The organism is Chryseobacterium sp. DZ-32 (assembly GCF_059587025.1).
Window position 1 is genome coordinate 104,867 of record NZ_JCAIOM010000013.1, and the last position, 20,939, is coordinate 125,805.

The 20,939-nt window shown below is 36.2% G+C and carries 22 protein-coding genes and 1 riboswitch; of the genes, 12 read left to right on the forward strand and 10 right to left on the reverse strand.

All coding sequences use genetic code 11. The features are described from left to right. The first annotated feature begins 32 nt into the window (after nucleotides 1–32). From AC59HC_RS15580 to AC59HC_RS15610, 7 genes are all read left to right on the forward strand, one after another. On the forward strand, nucleotides 33–929 hold the full coding sequence (locus tag AC59HC_RS15580) for a BatD family protein (protein WP_227942933.1): 897 nt from the start codon (nucleotides 33–35) through the stop codon (nucleotides 927–929). Further along, a complete protein-coding gene (locus AC59HC_RS15585) occupies nucleotides 922–1,914 on the forward strand; it encodes a VWA domain-containing protein (protein WP_496558954.1) in 993 nt (330 codons plus the stop codon). Before AC59HC_RS15580 ends, AC59HC_RS15585 begins: the two co-directional genes overlap by 8 nt. Then, complete coding sequence (locus tag AC59HC_RS15590) at nucleotides 1,914–2,921, forward strand: vWA domain-containing protein (protein ID WP_395974563.1); 1,008 nt, start codon at nucleotides 1,914–1,916, stop codon at nucleotides 2,919–2,921. Before AC59HC_RS15585 ends, AC59HC_RS15590 begins: the two co-directional genes overlap by 1 nt. A 99-nt stretch (nucleotides 2,922–3,020) precedes the next feature. Next, nucleotides 3,021–3,764 carry a tetratricopeptide repeat protein gene (locus tag AC59HC_RS15595; protein WP_202838936.1) on the forward strand — a complete coding sequence of 248 codons (744 nt, stop codon included), beginning with the start codon at nucleotides 3,021–3,023 and terminating at the stop codon, nucleotides 3,762–3,764. Then, a complete protein-coding gene (locus tag AC59HC_RS15600) occupies nucleotides 3,764–5,503 on the forward strand; it encodes a BatD family protein (protein WP_496558955.1) in 1,740 nt (579 codons plus the stop codon). The genes AC59HC_RS15595 and AC59HC_RS15600 overlap by 1 nt, the downstream gene beginning before the upstream one ends. 44 nt (nucleotides 5,504–5,547) lie before the next feature. Next, nucleotides 5,548–6,150 (forward strand): MarC family protein, encoded by a 603-nt coding sequence (locus AC59HC_RS15605; RefSeq protein ID WP_062674416.1) that lies wholly within the window; start codon nucleotides 5,548–5,550, stop codon nucleotides 6,148–6,150. Between the two features lie 5 nt (nucleotides 6,151–6,155). Beyond that, nucleotides 6,156–6,356, forward strand: coding sequence for a hypothetical protein (locus AC59HC_RS15610; RefSeq protein WP_110010130.1), 201 nt, complete (start codon nucleotides 6,156–6,158; stop codon nucleotides 6,354–6,356). A 475-nt stretch (nucleotides 6,357–6,831) separates the two neighbouring features. Here the strand turns inward: AC59HC_RS15610 and AC59HC_RS15615 are convergent, their stop codons facing one another. The 5 genes from AC59HC_RS15615 to AC59HC_RS15635 all read right to left on the reverse strand — a co-directional run bounded on the left by AC59HC_RS15615 (nucleotide 6,832) and on the right by AC59HC_RS15635 (nucleotide 11,419). Next, nucleotides 6,832–7,800, reverse strand: a complete 969-nt coding sequence (locus tag AC59HC_RS15615) for a chorismate-binding protein (protein WP_496558956.1) — start codon at nucleotides 7,798–7,800, stop codon at nucleotides 6,832–6,834. A 153-nt stretch (nucleotides 7,801–7,953) separates the two neighbouring features. Next, entirely contained in the window at nucleotides 7,954–8,382 is a 429-nt protein-coding gene (locus tag AC59HC_RS15620; RefSeq protein WP_496558957.1) for a PaaI family thioesterase, read from the reverse strand. Nucleotides 8,383–8,444: 62 nt separating this feature from the next. Beyond that, nucleotides 8,445–9,041, reverse strand: coding sequence for a 1-acyl-sn-glycerol-3-phosphate acyltransferase (locus tag AC59HC_RS15625; protein ID WP_496558958.1), 597 nt, complete (start codon nucleotides 9,039–9,041; stop codon nucleotides 8,445–8,447). Between the two features lie 315 nt (nucleotides 9,042–9,356). After that, a complete protein-coding gene (locus AC59HC_RS15630; RefSeq protein WP_227942927.1) occupies nucleotides 9,357–11,078 on the reverse strand; it encodes a PspC domain-containing protein in 1,722 nt (573 codons plus the stop codon). 11 nt (nucleotides 11,079–11,089) lie between these two features. Then, nucleotides 11,090–11,419, reverse strand: a complete 330-nt coding sequence (locus AC59HC_RS15635; protein ID WP_002977573.1) for a PadR family transcriptional regulator — start codon at nucleotides 11,417–11,419, stop codon at nucleotides 11,090–11,092. 528 nt (nucleotides 11,420–11,947) lie between these two features. Between AC59HC_RS15635 and AC59HC_RS15640 the strand changes: the two genes are divergently transcribed. Both AC59HC_RS15640 and AC59HC_RS15645 read left to right on the forward strand, forming a co-directional pair. After that, nucleotides 11,948–12,646 carry an XAC2610-related protein gene (locus tag AC59HC_RS15640; protein ID WP_496558959.1) on the forward strand — a complete coding sequence of 233 codons (699 nt, stop codon included), beginning with the start codon at nucleotides 11,948–11,950 and terminating at the stop codon, nucleotides 12,644–12,646. 1 nt (nucleotide 12,647) lies between these two features. Further along, entirely contained in the window at nucleotides 12,648–13,238 is a 591-nt protein-coding gene (locus AC59HC_RS15645) for an HD domain-containing protein (RefSeq protein ID WP_137905730.1), read from the forward strand. A 57-nt stretch (nucleotides 13,239–13,295) separates the two neighbouring features. On the opposite strand, the gene AC59HC_RS15650 is transcribed toward AC59HC_RS15645, so the two are convergent. The 4 genes from AC59HC_RS15650 to AC59HC_RS15665 all read right to left on the reverse strand — a co-directional run bounded on the left by AC59HC_RS15650 (nucleotide 13,296) and on the right by AC59HC_RS15665 (nucleotide 18,069). After that, the gene (locus tag AC59HC_RS15650) at nucleotides 13,296–13,679 is read right to left on the reverse strand and encodes an acyl-CoA thioesterase (protein ID WP_002977578.1); all 384 of its coding nucleotides are present in this window, start codon (nucleotides 13,677–13,679) and stop codon (nucleotides 13,296–13,298) included. Between the two features lie 116 nt (nucleotides 13,680–13,795). After that, nucleotides 13,796–13,976, reverse strand: a riboswitch (cobalamin riboswitch). 34 nt (nucleotides 13,977–14,010) lie between these two features. Beyond that, nucleotides 14,011–14,811, reverse strand: coding sequence for a hypothetical protein (locus tag AC59HC_RS15655; protein ID WP_202838942.1), 801 nt, complete (start codon nucleotides 14,809–14,811; stop codon nucleotides 14,011–14,013). A gap of 30 nt (nucleotides 14,812–14,841) precedes the next feature. Continuing rightward, nucleotides 14,842–15,504: an ATP-binding cassette domain-containing protein gene (locus tag AC59HC_RS15660; protein ID WP_496558960.1), complete on the reverse strand. Its 663-nt coding sequence runs from the start codon at nucleotides 15,502–15,504 to the stop codon at nucleotides 14,842–14,844. A gap of 417 nt (nucleotides 15,505–15,921) precedes the next feature. Continuing rightward, on the reverse strand, nucleotides 15,922–18,069 hold the full coding sequence (locus AC59HC_RS15665) for an endonuclease MutS2 (RefSeq protein WP_202838944.1): 2,148 nt from the start codon (nucleotides 18,067–18,069) through the stop codon (nucleotides 15,922–15,924). 125 nt (nucleotides 18,070–18,194) lie between these two features. Here AC59HC_RS15665 and AC59HC_RS15670 point away from each other — a divergent pair, with 125 nt between their 5' ends. From AC59HC_RS15670 to AC59HC_RS15680, 3 genes are read left to right on the forward strand one after another with little or no spacing between them, the layout of a single operon-like run. Then, nucleotides 18,195–18,725, forward strand: coding sequence for a GNAT family N-acetyltransferase (locus tag AC59HC_RS15670; protein ID WP_496558961.1), 531 nt, complete (start codon nucleotides 18,195–18,197; stop codon nucleotides 18,723–18,725). Between the two features lie 39 nt (nucleotides 18,726–18,764). Then, entirely contained in the window at nucleotides 18,765–19,760 is a 996-nt protein-coding gene (locus AC59HC_RS15675) for an acyltransferase family protein (RefSeq protein ID WP_202838946.1), read from the forward strand. A gap of 36 nt (nucleotides 19,761–19,796) precedes the next feature. Beyond that, nucleotides 19,797–20,438: a uracil-DNA glycosylase gene (locus AC59HC_RS15680; protein ID WP_227942919.1), complete on the forward strand. Its 642-nt coding sequence runs from the start codon at nucleotides 19,797–19,799 to the stop codon at nucleotides 20,436–20,438. Here AC59HC_RS15680 and AC59HC_RS15685 read toward each other — a convergent pair. Then, nucleotides 20,425–20,934, reverse strand: a complete 510-nt coding sequence (locus tag AC59HC_RS15685) for a hypothetical protein (RefSeq protein WP_343640120.1) — start codon at nucleotides 20,932–20,934, stop codon at nucleotides 20,425–20,427. The genes AC59HC_RS15680 and AC59HC_RS15685 overlap by 14 nt on opposite strands. Nucleotides 20,935–20,939: the final 5 nt, after the last annotated feature.

The following is a 20,939-nucleotide window of genomic DNA, read 5'->3' on the forward strand; positions in this document are numbered from 1 at the left end:
AAACATCAGGCGTTTTGCCTTATTATTTAACATTGAGAAAAATACTTTTAATATTATCTTTTCTGATCTGTGCAAATGCTTTTTCACAGATATTATCCTCTAACGTAGAAAAGAAAACTCTTGCTCTCGGAGAAATCAATCATCTTACCATAAAGATTGATAATCTTAATGAGCAGCAGGTAACTTCAGCAGCCAAAAATGAGCTGCTCCCTTTTCATTTTGAAGAAACCAAAGACAGTATCGGACAAACGGCTAACACCTATGAAAGGAAGATAGAATTTGCTGTTTTTGAAGAAGGAAAATTTACCATTCCGGAACTGGAATTCAAAGTAGGTGACAGAATACTTAAAACGATTCCTTACGAAATAGATGTTATTAATACGGCTCAAAAAGCAGATCAGATTAATGATATTATGAATAATAAGCAGGTGAAACTTGAACCCAAAGATTACTGGGAGCTTTATAAGTTTTATATCCTTGCTGCATTGGCTGGTATTGCCCTGGTTATTGCCATTATTATGTTTGTAAAATGGGGAAGAAAATCGAAGAGTTCTCCTGTGGTTGCTACCAATCAGACTTTAAAAGAACTTGATTCTCTTAAAAAGAAAAAATATATTGAAGGAGGAAACTTCCGTTCGTTTTATGTTGAACTGATCGATATTTCCAGAACCTTCATTACAAAACAATACCGCCTTCCTGCAGATGTACTTCTTACCGATGATCTTATTGAGGTCATGAAAAAAAATAATACAATCTCGCAGGACAACGAAAAAATAATAGAAGACGTATTTCTTAGGGGAGACCTGGTGAAATTTGCCAAAACATTTCCTGATCAGGAAACCATGGAAAGAGATTTTGCCAATATCAGAGATTTTGTGAAAAGATCATCCAAAGATTTAGAATTCGAAAACTTAAGGAAGGATGTTTAATTTTGAGTTTTACAGCCCATGGTTTTTGCTGCTTTTTCTGCTGTTTATTCCACTTTTAATTAAAGATATTGGAAAAAATAAAAGAAAAGGTATAAAAGTTCCTACCATAAAAAATATGGATCACAGCGGGAGTATCCAGGGTGTGCTTTTTTTGCTGAAAATATCAAAATATATCATTCTTTCTGCGTTGATTATTGCCATGGCAAGGCCGAGAACGTTTACCATTTCTCAGGATAGAGATGATACAAAGGGAGTCGATATTATGTTATCCATTGATGTTTCTCTAAGTATGCTGGCGAAGGATCTGAGCCCGGACAGAATTACCGCCCTGAAAGATATTGCCGTAAAATTTGTTCAGAAACGTCCTAATGATAGAATAGGCGTGGTAGCTTACGCTGCAGAAGCTTTTACCAAAGTTCCGGTTACCTCAGATCATCAAGTGGTTATTGATGAAATTAAAAATCTGAATTCTGCAGGTCTTGAACCCGGAACGGCTATAGGAGAAGGACTTTCCGTTGCAGTGAATCATTTGATTAAAAGTAAAGCCAAAAGTAAAGTGGTGATCCTGATGACGGATGGGGTAAGCAATATTCAGAATGCGATTCCACCACAGGTTGCTGCCGAACTGGCAAAAAATAATAATATAAAGGTATATGCAATCGGAATTGGAACCAATGGTTATGCACTGATGCCGACATCGCAGGATATTTTTGGTGATCTTATTTTTACTGAAACAGAGGTGACGATAGATGAAAATACCTTGAGAGAAATAGCTCAGACAACGGGAGGCAGATATTTCAGAGCTACTTCAAACAGCAGTCTGGAAGAAGTATATAATGAAATCAACCAATTGGAAAAATCTGATGTAAAGGTTTCCAAGCTGTACAATTATGAAGAGTATTTCAAAATATTCCTTTGGGTTGCACTGGCCATGCTGGTGCTGGATGCATTGTTGAGATGGGTGTTTTATAAAATTTTAAGCTGATGAGTTGGTCTTTAGGAAATTATTGGTATTTATTTTTACTGTTGCTTCTGCCGCTGTTAGCTACGTTTTTGATCCGTTTTCTACAATGGAGAAATAAAAAGAGAGAAATTTTTGCTGCGAGCCAGTTTCATGAGAATTTATTTGAAAAAAGATCAGGATTTACAAAGTTTTTTCCTGCATTATATTTATTGGGAACATTATTTCTGATATTCTCTATCATTGATCTTCTGAATGGCTCAGAAGAGGTAAAAAGTACCCAGAAACTGAATAATGTCATCTTTATGCTGGATGTATCCAATTCTATGAATGCTGAAGATATAGATCCAAGCCGTCTGACAGAAGCTAAAAATCTGATGCTGGCTACCATGAAGAAAATGAATAATGACAAAGTAGGTATAGTGATTTTTGCAGGGAATGCCATGTCTATTATGCCTCTTACAACGGATTATAATTCTGCGGAAACTTATATCAGCGGTATTGAAACCAGCTCTATGCAGATTCAGGGAACAGATTTTCTGAAAGGAATGCAGGCTGCTGCTGAAAAATTTAAAAATGTAAGCAAAGGATCCAGAAAAGTGATTCTGCTGAGTGATGGTGAAGATAATGAAGGAAATGATAATGCTGCCATCAGATTAGCTAATAAAGAAGGAATAAGCATTACTTCTGTAGGAGTAGGTACAGATGAAGGTGCACCGGTTCCTGAATATGTGTTCGGACAGCTGATGGGGTATAAAACCGATGCCAACGGAGGTACGGTGATTTCAAAAAGGCAGACGGAAGCATTAAAGAAAATGGCGGAATCTACAGATGGAACTTATATTGACGGAAATAATATCAATGAAGCTCCGGACAGGATTGTAGATGCAGTAAATAAAAAATCTGCCGGTGCGGAAACTATGGTAAAATCACAAAATGCCAACCATTATTATCAGTATTTTCTTGCAGTATCTCTTCTGTTTTTCTTTTTAATTTATATTTTTAATCCTAAAAAAGATTTTAATGTGTAGAATTCCTTTATTTATAGAAGAAATTCTACAAGTACTTTAACCGAACTTTAACAATTAAAACTCTGTTTCTTAACATATAAAGGAATAATTTTGCAAGTGATGAATACTAAAATCATATTTTTATCGTTTATTGTTGCCATTTCTTTCTCAGGCTTCATGTTTGGGCAGGAAAGCTATAAGAATTTAGTGTATGAAGGCAATCAGAAATTTGACGGTAAAGATTATGAAGGTGCCTCTTCGAAATATATGGAAGCGATAAAATCCAATGATAAAGATTTTACCGCTCACTATAATATGGGGAATGCATTGTATAAAAGTAAAAAATATGAAGAAGCAAAGGCTGAGTTTGAAAAAGCAGAAAAACTTTCACAGACACTTCCTGATAAAGCAGCTGCTCTTCATAATTTAGGGAATGCTTATATGCAGATGAATCAGCCGGAAAAAGCTGCTGATTATTATAAAAAAGCCTTGAAGCAGGATCCCCACAGTGAGGTAACCCGAAAAAATTATGAGATTGCCAAACTGAAAGAGAAAGAAAAACAACAGCAAAAAAACGAACAGAATAACTCAGGAAAAGGTGGCGGCGGAAATGATCAGAACAAAGGAGATGATCAGAAAGGCGACAAGGACAAAAAACAGGATCAGGGTAACGGCCCGCAAAACGAAGGTAAAAGTGACCAGGGTGACAATCCTAAGCAGAATCAAAATAATGAAGGCAGAATGCCCAAGAATCTTGAAAATGCGATCTTAGATAAAATAAACGAAAAAGAAAAAGAAACCGCCAGAAGAATTTTAAACAAAAATTCTTATTCGATGCCTGAAAGCAACGAGAAAGATTGGTGATGCAGCATAAATTGATTTACATATTGCTAACGCTGGCATCCGTAATTACTTACGGACAGGTAAATCTATCTATGGATGCAGATAAAACCGAATATGCAGGTAAGGATATCATCAACCTGACCATCGTTCTTGAACTTAACGGAAGTGACCTTGTACAGCAGACAGGTTTCCAGCTTCCGGATCTTTCAAAATTTAATATTATAGGAAGCGGGTCTGTTACGAATACCGTGATTGATCCTGCTACCAATACTTTAATTACCCAAAAAGTCTCCAGAATTGCTCTGGAACCTAAGAAAAAAGGAAAAATAAAAATCGGTTCCGTTCTCGTTACCGTCAACAACAGAATCTATAAAACAGAACCTTTTGATGTCAATATCCGTGATATTGTCGACAGAAGATCTCTGGCGGCAAATACTTCCAATGATGTTTATCTGAATATGGAAATTGATGACAGGGATGTATATCAGGATCAGCCTACTGTAGCTGTTCTGAGAGTCTATTCCAGAAATATGGATAACCTGAGAAAGGTGAAAAATATCCACCTTCCGCAGCAGGACAATATCAACGTGCATCCTATTAATTTTAATAAATCTGAGATAGATCCGTCCGGATATGGAAATATGCCTTCGCAGGTTCTGGCCATGTTTATGGTATTTCCTAATGAAGCAGGATATGTGGAAGTTCCCGGAGTATCTGCTTCAGTAAGTACCTATTCCAATAAAACAAAAATTGTTTCCAATAAAGTCAGAATCAACGTAAGAAAGCTTCCTGAAGGAGCTCCCGAATGCTTTAAAAATGCTGTTGGAAACTTTAATGTAAACGTATACAATGCTTCCAAAGAAAAACCGGAAGCCAAAAAGCCTCTGAATGTAGTGGTGAAAGTTTCAGGAGAAGGTAATTTACCTGATATGGAACTTCCCAAGATTGCTGCTTCTCCGGATTATGAAGTTTTTGCCCCCAAAATTACCTCAAAAGTTGCTCCGGGAACTACCGGAATGAAAGGTGAAATCCTGGCTAATTATGTGATTATTCCTAAAAAATCAGGAGTAATTTCAATTAAAACGGAACAATTTGCTTTCTTTGATCCAGCAAGCAAAGAATATGTAGATCTTGGACAGAAAACACTGGATCTGAACGCATTTTCCCACGATCAGATTTTGGAAGCACGTTCTACAGTGGAGAAAGTAAATGAATATACCAATAACCTTTTAGAGACGGTAAATACTCCGGTATTAAAAACCACTTCTTTTAAAGTAAAAGAAAAAAGCAAATTCCACTGGAATATTCTTCTGACCAATATTGCTATTCTGATCAGTTTATTTGTTGCATATCTGCTATTTAAAAATTGGCAAAAAAAACGTACATTAGTTAGGGAAACTGTACCTTCAAAACCTTTAGGTTCAGTGGCTGAAACAGAAAAAGAGATCAGAGAATTGATGAAAACAGATATTAATGATTATTTTGGATATCTGGAAAACCTTAAAGATAACGGAGAGTATGAAAAGTTCTTTGCAACGTTGGAAGAATTGGATGAGGAAGTAAGAAGCCAGTATTTCCAAGGCTCTACTCCTGAGTTTAAGACTTTTCTTGAAAAACACAAGGGTTCTTCAGTTGCAGATGAATACAGCAGACTGCAACAGAAAGTTCAGATGGAAAAATACAATCCTGTGAAATCTGCTGAAGCTTTGGAAGAACTTTTGAAAACTATTGTTAATTTATATTCACAAATTAGCAAATAGTCAGTTTATTTTCATATTTTTGCGAAATTTTTAATTACAAAGAGATGGAAATTTTTGATGGTTTTTCTTTTAAAGAGATTGTTACCAGCTTTATGGTTCTTTTTGCCGTTATCGATATCATCGGCTCAGTTCCTATTATCGTAAGCCTTCAGCAGAAGTTTGGACAGATTGAAGCCGGAAAGGCTGCCATTACTGCGGGAGCAATTATGATCGTTTTCCTGTTCGTAGGAAATAAGATTCTGAAGCTTATCGGAGTGGATGTAAATTCCTTTGCCATTGCCGGAGCTTTTGTGATTTTTGTCATAGCTCTGGAAATGATTTTAGGAATTGAAATCAATAAAACCACTGAAGCAAAGGCTGCATCCATTGTACCCATCGCATTTCCGCTGGTTGCAGGAGCTGGAACCCTAACAACCGCACTGTCTCTGCGAGCTGAATTTCATGATATTAATATTATCTGCGGAATCATTCTTAATACAATTTTCGTATATTTGGTGCTGAAATCAGCGAAATGGCTGGAGAAGAAAATTGGGGATGCTACTTTGATGATCCTTCAGAAAGTTTTCGGAATTATCCTTTTGGCAATTTCAATTAAATTATTCACCGCAAATTTTGCTCAACTCGTGCAGAATTATATTAATTTTTAAGAGTCATGAAGAAGTTTTATAAAGTATTTTTAGTACTGTTTATCGTATTCATCGCCATCAATCTTTATGCTATCAACTGGCAAGCGACAGATATCCTTGGAGATGAAGATAACATTAAGTTTGTATTCTCTGCTGGCGCTGCTGCCATAGGCCTTATCCTGCTTTTTGTAATGGATACCTGGAGCAGAATCGGTGTTAAGAAATAAATTGATTATTTCAATATAGATATAGACCTCTTTCTTTTTGAAGGAGGTTTTAGTTTTTTAGGTGGTAGATAATAGGAATTAGGTAGCAGCGATTAGGAATAAGGGATTAGAAATTAGGTGTCTTAAATGCAATACTGTTTTTTTGTATCAATAGGAACGGACTTTAGTCCGTTTAAATAAAACATATGATTCAATTGGCTTCAGCCAAAACCTAATATTATCACGCAAAGCCCGCAGAAGGACGATAAATGGCTTTAAAATTGTTCGCAAAGGCGTTGCACTCAGCAAAGAAAATATATATAGATATCTTTTCCAAATCTGTGCGATCTGTGGGCAAATCTATCAATATCAATGCCTATTTTACATAAATAATTGACCTGATTAATTCAAAATGAGTGGGCTTTAGCCCATTCAAGAGAAGGAAATATATTTTATCCTTGAAAATCTGCGGAATTTATGGGAGAATCTAAAAATATCAGGAAATAACCAGGTTTTTCAATATCGCTTCAGACTTCAGTTCTGTTTCTCTCCATTCCTTTTCCGGATCACTTTGAGGTGTTATTCCGCCTCCTACAAAAACATGTACCGAGTCTTTATAAAGTCTTGCACAACGTAGATTGACAAAGTACAGAATACTCTCATCCGTTTCAACCTTGATATAACCTGCATAAAATTCACGTGGAAATTTTTCATATTTGCGGATATTTTCGTTACAAAAATCTTTTGGAATACCGCAGATTGCAGGAGTAGGGTGCAGATCCTGGATAATTTTATCAAGATCTTCAGGTTGTATACTGGTTTTAAAATCTGTTCGTAAATGTTTGATATTACCGGAAATATGGTCATAGGTTTCCGATTGTTCTACATGGTCAGAATAGTTTTTAAGAATATCCTGAATGTAGGCAGTAACCGGCTTTTGTTCTTCAATTTCTTTCTCAGACCATTCTTCAGATACCGGAAGAGTTCCGGCAAGAGCCATGGTTTCAAATTCGTGAGTCGTTTTATTAAACTTCCCTAATACTTCTGAGAAAGCTCCCATCCATGCATTTTTCCCATCATTAAACAGATATCTGAAAGCATTGGGGTAATTTTTACATACATTTTTGAAGCTCTCTTTATAATCGATGGAACTAAAGTCTTTGAAAATCTTTCTTCTGGAATAAACCAGCTTTGGCAGGTGATTTTCTTTAATCACTTCGATCACTTTCTGTAATGTTTCGCAGTATTCTTCTTTTGTTTCGGCAGAAGAATTTGTAGAATCACTGATCAGGTTTTCATTGGTAATAGAAGTATGAGCAAATTCAGCAGCATCAATTTCACAAATTTTTCCGCTGAAGCTGATTTGGTCCAGACCGTTATAAGAAAAAAAGTTGACAGCATTTTTTGTATTATTTTCATCAGCAGACAGGAGTCTCTCGTCAAAAGGAAGTTTGAAATAAATCATGAGTTATGAAAGATTTTGAAAAATCATCATGGAAATACATAGAAATTCCCGTTGTGATTTTCCTTTTTACAAAGGTATTACTAGTATTAAAGATGTCAAAATAAAAAGAGCCTAAATTCAGTTTAAGCTCTTTTTATTTTATGTTGTTGCAATTTATCTGTGAATGATATTATTCGTCATTGTAGTATGATTAATCAAAACGCCTTTTTCATCACGGATTTCAATTTCAGAGACATGCATGGTTTTGCCTTTTCTGATAAAACGTGCAGTAGCGGTTACAATACCATCTTTTTTGCTTCTTAAATGATTGGAGTTGATATTGGTTCCCACTCCATAATATTTTTCACCATCAATAAAAATATTAGACAGGCTTGACCCTAATGTTTCCGCTAAAACGCAGCTTGCTCCTCCATGCATGATGCCAAACGGCTGGTGGGTTCTTGGGAGAACAGGCATTGTTGCTTTAAGGGTTTCATTTTCCAGATCAATATCGATGAATTTGATTTCAAGCGTTTTAGCAAGAGTTACGTCTCCCCAGTTATTGATGAATGCTAATATTTCTTCTTTTGTCTGACCTTTCATTTTAATAGTTGATAAATGATGATTAATTTTGCTTCTAGCTTCTAGCTTCTAGCTTCTAGCTTCTAGCTTCTAGCTTCCAGCTCGGTTCCCATAATATTGGGATTCCAGTTGGCCGGAACTTTTGGAACAATGTCATTTTTTACATAATAGTCCTGGATTTCCTGCATGATTTCTGAAAAAGGTACTGAGGCTATTCTTTCATAAGGAATGGTGTAACCCAGATACACAATTTTTCTTTTAAAATCGCCTGCTGCCAGAACGATAGGAACTTTTGCTGCCAAAGCCATGTGATAGAATCCTTTTCTCCATTTCGGTACCCAGCTTCTGGTTCCTTCCGGAGTAATAACAAGACTGAAATCTTCCTTTGAAAACTGGTCGGCCACGAAATTCACAAGGTCATTTTTCTGGCTTCTGTCGATTCCTATACCTCCAAGTCCTTTTACGATACTTCCATACCAGGCTTTGGTGTGTGCATCTTTGATGATAATTTTTAAAGGTTTTTCCAAGGACCAGTAGGCGAAATTTCCCAAAATGTACTCCATATTATGAGTATGTGGTGCAACCACAAGGATACACCTGTTCAGGTTGTTGACATCGCCCTGCAGGACGACCTTCCAACCTAATAATTTTAACATTGCTTTGCCTAATAGCTTTTTCATAGATTTCCCGGATTAAAAACAAAAAAGTATAACCAAACTTTGGTTATACTTTACAAATATATTGAAATATTATCGCTCTTAAAACAAACCGCTAATTAAATCTACGATTTTCATTACGAATTCCATTGCAAATTGTATCATGATAAGGCTGCGTTTTTGATTGGTTGGTTATTAAATTTTAGCTTTACGAAATTAAAACTTTTTTTTCACATAAGAAACTAAATGGAGCTTTATTTTCACTTTTCTGAGAGAAGAAGGGTGTGAATTTCAAACGGTTGCCATCCACCCACACCTTCTACCACTCTCTGAAGTTAATTATTTAGTTTGTATGGAAATTTCGTTTTTTCCGTCTTTGATTTTGATGTCCATATCTTTATTTGATTTTTTAATATTGGACACTGCAGAATCAATAACTTTCTTTGCCTGGTTGTTCGGAACTTTTTTACCGTTTACAATGATGCTGTCTTTGTCATCAGAGTTGTACTCAATGCTGGAACCGTTTACCGTGATTTTATTTTTTTCGATTCTGACACCGTTGTTGTCTTCATCACTGTCCTGATCATTATCATTGATTCCGTCTCCGTCTAAGTCTCCATCCATGTTGATACGGTCTTTTTTCATTGATATAACCACCATTTTCTGAGGAACTACAAGTTCATAATCAAGGCTGTAATCTCTGAATCTGTGCTCATATGGATACTTGATATAGTTCGGAAGTAATACTTTATTGTTGACCACTTCTACAGGAACTGTAAGCTGGATAGGGAAGTTATATCCTTTTCCTTCTTTTTTGATAATCAGATACGGTGTTTTGATATCTGGTTTTCTTGTAACATCTACAGAAATATAATCTTCTTCATACACTGATTTTTTATCAGAATAAATATCATTGTCATACGCTTTGAAGCTCTGAGGAATGTTGATCTGTTTTACATCTACATACACTGTATCTGAAGTGGTATTGATGGCAACATTTTCTACATCTTCCTTACTTCCTCTGTAGATCATATCTTTCTTAGCCATGCTGATACCGAAGTAAGTTCCAAGTCCGATCAGAAGAAGGAATAAACCTCCTACAACCCATCCGATATTTCTCAGTTTTGTTTTCGGAGAGAATATTTTGATACTTAACAAGCTGAAAAGGATTGCCGGAATTAAACTTCCGATCACCATCATCGCAGCCAGTACTTTATCCAATCCCTGATCATCCATATAGAATCTGATCTCATTAGCTCCCGGGAAGTCTGTGTCCATTGCGAAAAGGGCAAATAGTACAAATACTCCGATAATGCTGCTTACAGCCATCAATACGAAGAATCCTCCTACAATATACTTAAATACATTCCAGATCCCGCTTCCTGCATTGTTGATGTACGGCTTGTTTTCGTTATAGATTTCTCCGACCCTCTGAGTAGATTCATTGGCAAACTGTACCAATTTATTAGACTCATTCTTAAGATTGTCGAAGTTCATAGGCTTTCCCTGCATTTTCAGGAAATCTGCTGCTGTTTCAGCTTTTGGAAGTACGATCCAAAGGATTACATATAGAAGACCTATTAATGAAGAAGAAATGGCTGCTGTAAAAATTCCTAATACGAAGATTCCCAGCCAGATTGCTCTCATGGTAGTAATATCCATTCCTACGTACTGAGCTAAGCCTGCGCAGACTCCGGCAACTTTTTGTTTTTCCGGATCACGGAACAGCTGCTTTTTATCGGTATAATGAGTTCCTGAATTATAGTTTCTGGCAGATGTTTTTTCAGAATAATAAGCTTCTTCCTGCTCTTCGATTTTTTCAGGGCTTCCGATCTGTGCGATTACCCTTTCTACATCGGTATCGTTGATCACTTCACGTTTTCCTAAAGAATCTTTGAAAATTTCCACCATTCTTATTTCTATGTCATGCATTACTTCATCAGCCTCAGAAGCATCCAGAGAGCTTCTCAGTGCGTTAAGGTAATCGCTGAGCTTTATATATGCGTGTTCTTCTATGGTAAAAGAAAAACCTGCGAGTCCTATTGAGAGTGTCTTGTTCATAGCTTTGTTTTTTAATTTTGTTGGGTGATTTGGTTTACTGAGGCTGTCAGTTCATTCCATGTATTGAGAAGTTCATCCAGGAAAAGTTTTCCTTTTTCTGTGATCTGATAATATTTTCTGGGTGGTCCTCCGGTAGATTCTTCCCATCTGTAAGAGAGAAATTCTCCGTTTTTAAGTCTTGTAAGAAGAGGGTAGAGGGTCCCTTCCACTACATCCAGTTTTCCTTTTTTCAGTTCATCAATAAGATCAGAAACATACATTTCGCGGTTATTGATGAGACTTAGAATACAGAATTCCAGAATTCCTTTTCGCATTTGCGCTTTGGTATTTTCGGTATTCATCTTTGATAAGTTTTGTTAATTAGTTATATTTTTAGAAAGAAGCCCCTAGCTAGCTGAGCCTATTCTAATTTTACATTACAAAGATATGTAAATAAAATGGTATTATGCAATACAAAGTAGTGAAATTTTTAAAATAAATAATTTAAAATACTGATAATCAGATGGATAATTTTTATCATGATTTTTAAGTAAAATGAATTTTGGTTGAAAATGCCTGAAAAATTTAATTTTTTTTAATGAGATTGATAGAAATGAAGAGAAAAAAATGAACTTTTATTAATTATTATTACTCATTACCCATTACTGATTACTCATATCATGGCCCCGATAGCAGTGGTTACCCCACAGCAGCCCACCTTTAGGCAGGCGCGAGGAGTATGAGCGGATAGCGGGAGAAAGCTTCTTATCTGTGAATACTGTTTTATGGAAAGGGAAATTCTGACAGATAATGAGACATGGATTTTGAGATCGGTATTATGATTCGTATTTTTGTTAGAAATAAAAAAGACCCAAATCATTCCTATTACCATGAATATTTTAAATAAGTACAGGCACTTATCAGTATTTCTTTTGGGACCGCTCTGTTTCGGGCAATATCAGTTTGAAATTAAAAATGTATCAAAGAACTATGATGCAGTCATTCAGACAGAAAACTGTTACGATGACCGATGTGGAGGAAAAGGAACGGTGGAACTGTTTGACCATAAAAATAGTAAAGTACAGACTTTTGTTTCTGATGATCTTGTTGTATATGCGGAACAAGGCCAAAAACTGGTTCGCGGGAAATTGATTCCGCTTTCAAAGGAACAGCGTAGTGTAATTATAGATGATTTTAATTTTGACGGGACCGAAGATGTAGCGATAAGAAACGGAAATATGGGAAATTACAGTTCGGCTTCTTATGATGTATATGTATTCAATACTACAAAAATGGCATTTGTAAAAAGTGAAGAACTTACAGACCTGGGCTCAAACGGTTTTGATTTTTTTGAAACAGACGCCAAACGAAAGCGTCTTATTTCCTACGGTAAGTCCGGTTGTTGCAGGATTTTTACAACAGAATATGCCGTTATTCCGAACAAAGGACTGGATAGAGTGCTGGAAAAAGAGGAGGATATGACCAATGAGGATCAGGTAAAGGTCATAACGAAAGAAAAGATCAATAATAAATGGATTACCAGAACAAAGGTATATCCGGCAGATCAATATAACAGAAATAAAAAGTAAGATGAAAATTCAGAAAGAGATAGATTTTATTCTGGCAGTAGATGCGCTTAAAAATGTACAACGAAGAAATTATAATGCAGACGATTCCCGGAGAGAGAATACGGCTGAACATTCCTGGCAGATCATTATTCTTGCCCAGATCCTTTATCCGTATGCTAAAAACCGTGCTGATATTGATTTGTTAAGGGTGATAAGAATGCTTTCCATTCATGATCTTGTGGAAATAGAAGCCGGAGACACTTTTATTTTTGATGAAAAAGCTATGGTCGGAAAGTTTGAAAGAGAGAAAGCTTCAGCCCAAAAGATCTTTGGAATTCTGGATGAGCCTTTACGTACAGAATTTTTTAACCTGTGGCTGGAGTTTGAAGAAGAGAAAACTCCGGATGCTATTTTTGCCTGTGGAATCGATAGAATTATGCCGTTTATTTTAAATTCCCATACTACAGGAAAGAGCTGGACAGAAGCCGGAGTGACGGAAAGACAGATCCGGAATATGCTTGAAAATGCAATCAGCAGAGCATCGGACGAAATGGGAGAGGCTTTTGAACTTTTACTGAACAGAAGTCTGGAAACAGAAAAGGTATTGAAATAATGTCAATGAAAATATTTAAAGTTTCGGGCGGCCAAAGGCCGCCCGAAGCTTTATTGTTTATAGTATCTGGATTGGTTTCTTGAATTCGTCGATGGCTACAAAAGTAAAATCACCGACAATAGCTTTTTCTCTTTCATAGGAGTACATCTGTTCAGTGTAAATTTCAACATTAACCTTCATACTGGTTTTTCCCACGTAGGAAACTTTCCCGATCAGTTCCACAATAGTTCCGGCAGGAATAGGTTTTTTGAAATCGATCTTATCACTGCTCACGGTTACCACTCTTTTTCTGGCAAAACGGGTTGCGGTGATAAAAGCTACTTCGTCCATCAGCTGCATGGCAGTACCTCCAAAAAGGGTATCGTAATGATTGGTTGTGTTTGGGAAAACCGCTTTAAAGATTCTGGTTTCGGATGCTTCAATTCTTTCTTCTGTAGTCATATATCATTATTAATTAAAGCGAAATGAAATGATACTAAAACAACAGAATAATGACAGGAACTTATAGAATTCCTGAAACAATCCATCAGATCAATACAACTTCAAATCGCGAAAGTTACATGTTTAAGAAAAAGGCAGGTCTCCTGACTTGTAACATCATTTATCTCCTTCCCATGCCTCGCACAGTGGATCTTTGATAAAGACTTCAGTTACTTTACAGTTGCGCGACAGTCCGTGATTTTCACACGGTTCCCTTTTAATCTGCAGTGATGCAGAACCAATTTCTGTGATGAATAAGCGTAAAAACTTTTCGAATGCAAAAATAATGAATTTATTCCGGATTATGATAAATAATCTGGCTGATTACTCTTCCCTTCTTAATTGTCCAGAGTGTTGTATATCTGTTTTCCCCTGAACCATTGATCATATAAAGGAAAATATTATCATTGTCGAGAGAAGTTACCCCGATGTTCTCAAAATCCATGGTAGGCTGGAACATGTTTTTGATGGCTTCCCTTACAAAAACAGATCCTCTTCCGGGCTGCTGTACTCTGATGGATTTGATTTCGGTCATTCCCTCAGGAAGGTCATTTCCAATTCCCCATGGTTTTACTTTATCAATCGTAAGAATTTTTCCATCTGCATCTTTTTCCTTTTTACGGTATCCTGCATTGGAAGGGTAAATATCAATGACTACTTTGCTTCTTTGGGCGGTAGGGATTTTAGGATCGGAATTATCGGTAAAAATAAGGGATCTTCCATTTTTGGATTTGGATGGAGTATAGGCGGGAAGCTGGTCTACATAAGCAATACGTCCTTTATTCACCATTCCTTCTTTATCAAGAGTTTCATAACGCACAAAAGGCTTGTCGTCATCCTGTTTCTCAGGATATTTGATCCAGATCCATTCTGTTTCTCCCGGAGCCGGTTTTACATAAACAAATACATCACCTTTGCGCATACGGATCTTATCAACAATTTTTCGGTAGTCGTCTTTATGTACACGTACGTTGGCATATCCTTCCTCAGCTTTTACCACTCCAAAAGGAACTTTAGTTTGTCCTTTTACAAAGACAACAGATAAGATACTGAAAGCAGATAAATAGAATACTTTGTTTATGAAAGTCATCATGAAATTTTTTTGATCCCTCAAATATATAAATTAAATGCTTTTCGGAAGATAATTATACCGTTGCAGTTCATTTAAATCTTGTATTTGTTTCAGATAGCCTTCACGCAAAAGAAATATTTGGTGTGAAATATCAAGAACTTCCTGATAATTATGGTCAGAAATAATGAATCCCTTATACGCAGACTGTTCAATGATTGCAGCTTTCAATGCTGCAGAAATTTTCGGAAAAAGACTATGGAAAGGTTCGTCCAGTAAAACAAAATCAGCTTCAGAATAAATAATCATCAAAGTTTCAATAATTCTCTGTTCACCTTTGGAAAGGTTTTTAGGCTTTTCATGAAGGAAAGGCTGTACGAATTCTGATGTAAAAAGCAGCTCAGTATTCTTTTGATTACAAAAAAGAGGAACCAGGTTTTTTATTTTTATATTTTTGGGTAAAAAAAGATCTTGTGGCAAGTAAGCAATTCTGTTTTTTCTGTCGGAAATGCTTTTCAGAATAGTGTTGTCATATTTTATAAACTGAGTATCGCCATATTCAGTTCCGAAGATAATTTTTAACAGGGTTGATTTCCCGCTTCCATTTCTGCCCAACAGGCCTATGATTTGTCCTGTTTCGCATCCTATATAAATATCCTGCAGAATTTTCCTCTCATTAAAAGATTTGGTTACGCTATCAACATGCAGTCTGCTCATAAAAATAATGTTATAATTTTTACAATAATCCCCGATACTATTGTTCCTGTCCAGAGAAAGATCCTTGAAAAGCCTGAATTGGCATAAAAGTAATATTCGCTTTTAAGCCTTACTTCATATATAAAATAATGAAGAACAGGTAAAATCAGAAGAAAACTTAATCCAAATGTTTCAATACTGAAGGGAAGCAAACAAGAAATAAGTAATGAAAACAATAAGGCGGGGATCTGTATTTTTTTATAAAAGATCCAAAGAATAGTAAAGTTTCTTGCCATGTTCAATACTTTATGAATTCAAATATATTAAAAACCTTTATACAAGAGAGAATGAAAAGCTTCATTAAAAAATAATAAAAAAGAGAGAGCTTCGAAAAGTGCTCTCTCTGTATTTACGTAACTAAATCTTCGGATAGATTAATTAAATTCTCTCAAGTTCATCTGCGTCAATTGTGGTTTTGAAAGTTCCGTAATTGACAATCACTTTGTTTCTGGAAATTTTCTCAATGGTTCCGACACTGGTACTTCCTGTAATACGGACACGTTGTCCGATTTTCATCCATACAGCACGATCGGTTTTACGCTTTTCTTCCAGTTTTTCATTGGTTTCAGCAATTTTTTCAATTACTTCTTCTTTTTTCAGCTGTTGAGTGATTTTTCTTTTGACAACCTGCAGGCGTTTGGATTCATCCTTATCTGTTCCCAGTTTTCGGAATTTTTCCTGTTCAAGAAGCTTTACAAAATCTTTTACCACATCCTTTCTGGATTTTCCTTTGGTATAGCTGTCGATGAATGCTTCAATCTTATTTCCGAACTGAAGTTTGCGGTGTTCCTCTTCATACAGCTTCTGGAAATTGAAAAGTTTCTGCTGAAGCTGGTCATTCAGTTTCTGAAGGTTATCGCGTTTATCTTCTACGGATTCTTTTCTTTCGGCAAGATCGGATTTCAGTTTCTCAACCTCAAATTTTTCCTGCTGCAGTTTTACAATCGTCTTATCAAGATTCACAATATCATGCTCTACCTTTTTCTTGGCAGAATGGATGATAAATCTTGGAATTTTATTCTTTTCTGCAACTTCAAAAGTAAATGAACTTCCTGCCTGCCCCACTTCAAGCTTATACATCGGCTCCAGTGTTTCTTCATTGAAGAGCATAGCTGCATTCTGGGCATTGGGAAGCTGTTCTATCACCAGTTTAATATTGGTATAGTGCGTTGTGATAATGGCAAAACTCTTTTTATCATAGAAAAACTCCATGAAACTTTCTGCCAGGGCACCACCAAGCTCCGGATCAGAACCTGTACCGAACTCATCAATAAGCAATAGCGTATTGGCGTCTGCTTCACGGATGATTCCTGACATTTTCTTCAATCTTGATGAATAAGTGGATAAGTGGTTTTCAATAGATTGGTTATCGCCAATATCCGTCATAATTTTCTCAAAGAAAAACATTTCAGATTTTGGATGAACCGGAACCAGAATACCACTCTGAATCATCAGCTGTAATAATCCTACCGTTTTCAGGGTAATTGACTTTCCACCGGCATTCGGACCGGAAATACAGATGATTCTGTTATGTTCTGTTAAGGTAAGTGTTTGAGGGTGAATGGTTTTGTTCTCTACTTTGTTTCTTAACCATAAAAGAGGATGATAGGCATCTTTTAATCTCAGCGTTTTATGATGATTGATTTTTGGAAGAACGCCGTTAATCAGTTCACCAAATTTCGCTTTAGCTCTCGTAAGATCAAGGTCAAAAATATACACCTGATATCTCCACAGCTGAGGCTGAAATTCTGCCAGTTCAGCTGTAAGCTTACGGAGAACTTTATCAATTTCTTTTTTCTCTTCCTCTTCATTCTCACGGAGTTTGAAATAGTGCTTTACAACACTGTCCGGCTGAATATATGTGATGGAACCTGTTTTGGAAATTCCTAATGTTCTTCCGGCAACTCTTTTTTTGAATCCTGACTTTACTGCCAGAACCCTTTGGTCGTCAATAATTGTTTCCCGGATGTCATCCAGAAAGTCACTCTGTCCGTACGTGGTAAGCGCACGGTTGAAATTTTCCTGAATCGCCTTTTTAGCCAGCTGAATTTCAGTTCTTATCCCTTTCAGAGCTGGAGAAGCTTCATTTTTTACTTCACCAAAACGGTTAAAAACCTTATCCACCTTCTCAATGATCTCTTTTCTGAATTCCAGTACAGAAATTTCTTCCAATAAAGTAGGAAACGTTTCCGGCATGGTTGGGAAGAATTTCTGAAGTCTTCCGATCTGTTCCGTGATGGTTTTTATTTTGATGAAAGCAGCATTTTCCAGACGGTAGTTCTCGATCAGCATCAATTTCAGCTCACTTTCAATATCTTCATATTCATCAAACGGAATCGCATTTGAACTTTCAAAACTCGACAGATATTCTGACGTTTTTTTTAATGAAAGTTCCGCCTCGTCAATTTCCATCGGACGAAGTTGAAGAATTTTTTCTCTGGTTTTCGGAGAATACGCAAATGGGGAGATTTCCGCGAGCAATTGCGGAAACTCTAATTCGTCTAAATCTTCTTTATCTATATACACAGTGCAAATTTAATGAGAATTTTGATTATTACGTATATCTGAGAGATTTACAGAATAAATTAACCGGGATTTAAAGTTTTAACGCTAAAAAATAAACCTTGATATTCTTTTATTAAATTTGAAATATGAAACTGGAAACCCAAAGATTATTACTGAGAGATATCAACGAAAGCCACGTTGAGGATATTTTACGAATCCGGAGCAATGAAGTGATCAATCAGTTTGTACTAAGGAATTCACCGAAAAATAATTTCGATGCACTCCAGTTTATTTTAACCATTAAAGAAAAAACTAAAAATAATCAGACCGTCTATTTGGGAATTTCTTTGAAAGATCAGCCCAATAATCTTATCGGAACCATCTGTCTCTGGAATTTTTCTGAAGACCGTAAAACAGCGGAAGTCGGTTATGAATTACTGCCCGAATACCACAGGCAGGGAATCATGTCTGAAGCTTTGAAGACCGTTCTGGATTTTGGATTTGACGAACTGCATTTACAGGAAATTGTAGCCATTACCAACAAATTCAATGAAAGCTCAAAAGGACTTCTTTTGAAACATCATTTCATTTTGCAGGAAGGAAAGCCGGATGAAGGTTTTCCGGATAATATTATTTTCAGACTACAAAAAGCCTCTCGCAGCCCTTATCAAATCTAGCTGGTTTTTCTTTATCTTTATTGCCGATTGAAATTATATATGAAAAATGAAATAAAATCTTTAACGGGACTTAGAGGAGTAATGGCGTTATGGGTGACTTTTTTTCATTTTTTTGATTTTAAAAACGAAATTCTTCAGCATATTATAGGAAAAGGATACCTTGCTGTTGATGTCTTTTTTGTATTAAGTGCTTTTCTGCTAACAGTTTCCTATTCTGATACGTTTAAAAACTTAGAAATTAAAAGAGTAGTGACGTTTTATAAAAAAAGAGTCAATAGAATTTATCCTGTTTATTTTATTTCAATGATTTTGATTATTCTGTTGGCAGGAAAAATTTCATGGTTTACATTTTTTATCAATGCCGGATTGGTACAGTGTTTTTTTAATCCAGACCGTCTGTTGAATATCGTTTATTGGTCTCTGAGTACAGAATGGATGTGCTATCTGATATTTCCTTTCATGCTCTATCTGATCATTCGCTATAAAATCCGTGGTGAAATCCTGATTGTTGCAGGTCTGCTTTTAAGGGTGGCACTTCCACATTTTCCTGATATGTATTTTAACGAGGGGGCTGTCAGTATGTGGAAATCTTCAAAATACCTTGATATTCCCTACGGAGTAAATTCTTTAATCAGAACAATAGCTTCTTATTTTTTTGGAATCGGAGTTGCTTTGCTCCCGGAATTTAAAATAAAAGGCCGCTGGCCTGTAAATGCTGTATTCGTGCTATCCTTACTATTATTGTTTACGACAAGAGGACTGGTTTTTATTCCATTCTTATCAGCATTGATGATCAGACAATTATATACAGGTGAAAAAAATTATCTTCAGATGTTCTTGGAGACCAGGCCTGTTTATATTTTAGGGAATATCTCGTATTCATTGTATATTATACATTATATCGTTAAAAATCAGAATTTTATAATAGTAGGTCTGCCACTTGTTAATACCCTTTTATTGATCACTTTTTCACTAATGCTGTCTTACTTTTCCTATATGCTGATTGAAAGAAAAGTAAAGATATTTAAGGTATAATGTAAGCCCTTATTTTAATATTATTATTTTTGCACTATGACCTGGACAGAAATTTTAGCCCCAATAAAAAGTACGGAATACTTTACAACCCTTTGGGAGAAAGTGAAGAATGAATATGCAACAACCAAAGTTTTTCCACCAAAAAATCAGATCTTCAGAGCATTGGAACTTACTGCTTTTGATGATGTTGAAGTCGTGATTATTGGGCAGGATCCTTACCATAATGATTATCAGGCGAATGGTTTATGCTTTTCTGTTTCCGAACAGGTTGCAGCACCGCCATCCCTTAAAAATATTTTTATTGAGTTAAAAGATGATCTGGGAGTTGTAAGAACTTCCAAAGAACTTGATGATTGGGGAAGACAGGGGGTTTTACTGTTGAATGCTACCTTAACGGTTCGTGCGCATTCACCCAATTCCCATAAAGACCTTGGCTGGGAAAAATTTACCAACTTTATTATTAAGGAAATTTCAGATAAAAAAGAGAATGTCGTGTTTGTATTGTGGGGCGCTTTTGCACAAAAAAAAGCCGAACTCATAGATCCGGCTAAACATTTTATTCTGAAATCGGCACACCCTTCACCCTTTTCTGTGCACAGAGGTTTTTTTGGAAGCAAGCCTTTCTCAAAAATTAATGAGTATCTTGTTTCCAAAGGGAAGAAGCCTATTTCGTGGTAGAATCAGCTGATGGTTCAGCTTTTTTTATTGTAATTCCGATTTTATATTTTCCGGCTAGTGCTTTTGTTCCGTCCTGTGATTTTGGATAAGGAGCAATGTCCTGTAATGTAATCGTGTAACCATTAAATTCTGTCGACTGGTGGTAATTTCTTGCCGGAAAATCTCCGCTGGCAAGGTTCAGAATCATCGGCCGGGTAGAAGTTCCCATGACTTCCACCTGAGCAAGAGCAACGCCCGCCCAGATACAATTGACTCCTTCAGGACAACGGCTGTCTTCAGAAACCCCTTTGAATGTCACATTCATCTGGTATTCTCTTAAAAACTTATTCTCTCCTTCACTCAGGTAGATAATACCATCTTTCTGATTATCAGGACTTGTTGATTTTGTACCTGCAGACATTTCAGCGGCTTTTGTATTAATTCTGGATTTCTTTTGGGCATCGCATCCTGTTAATGCAAATATCCCCAGACTGAGTATGATAGCTTTATGGAACATAGTTT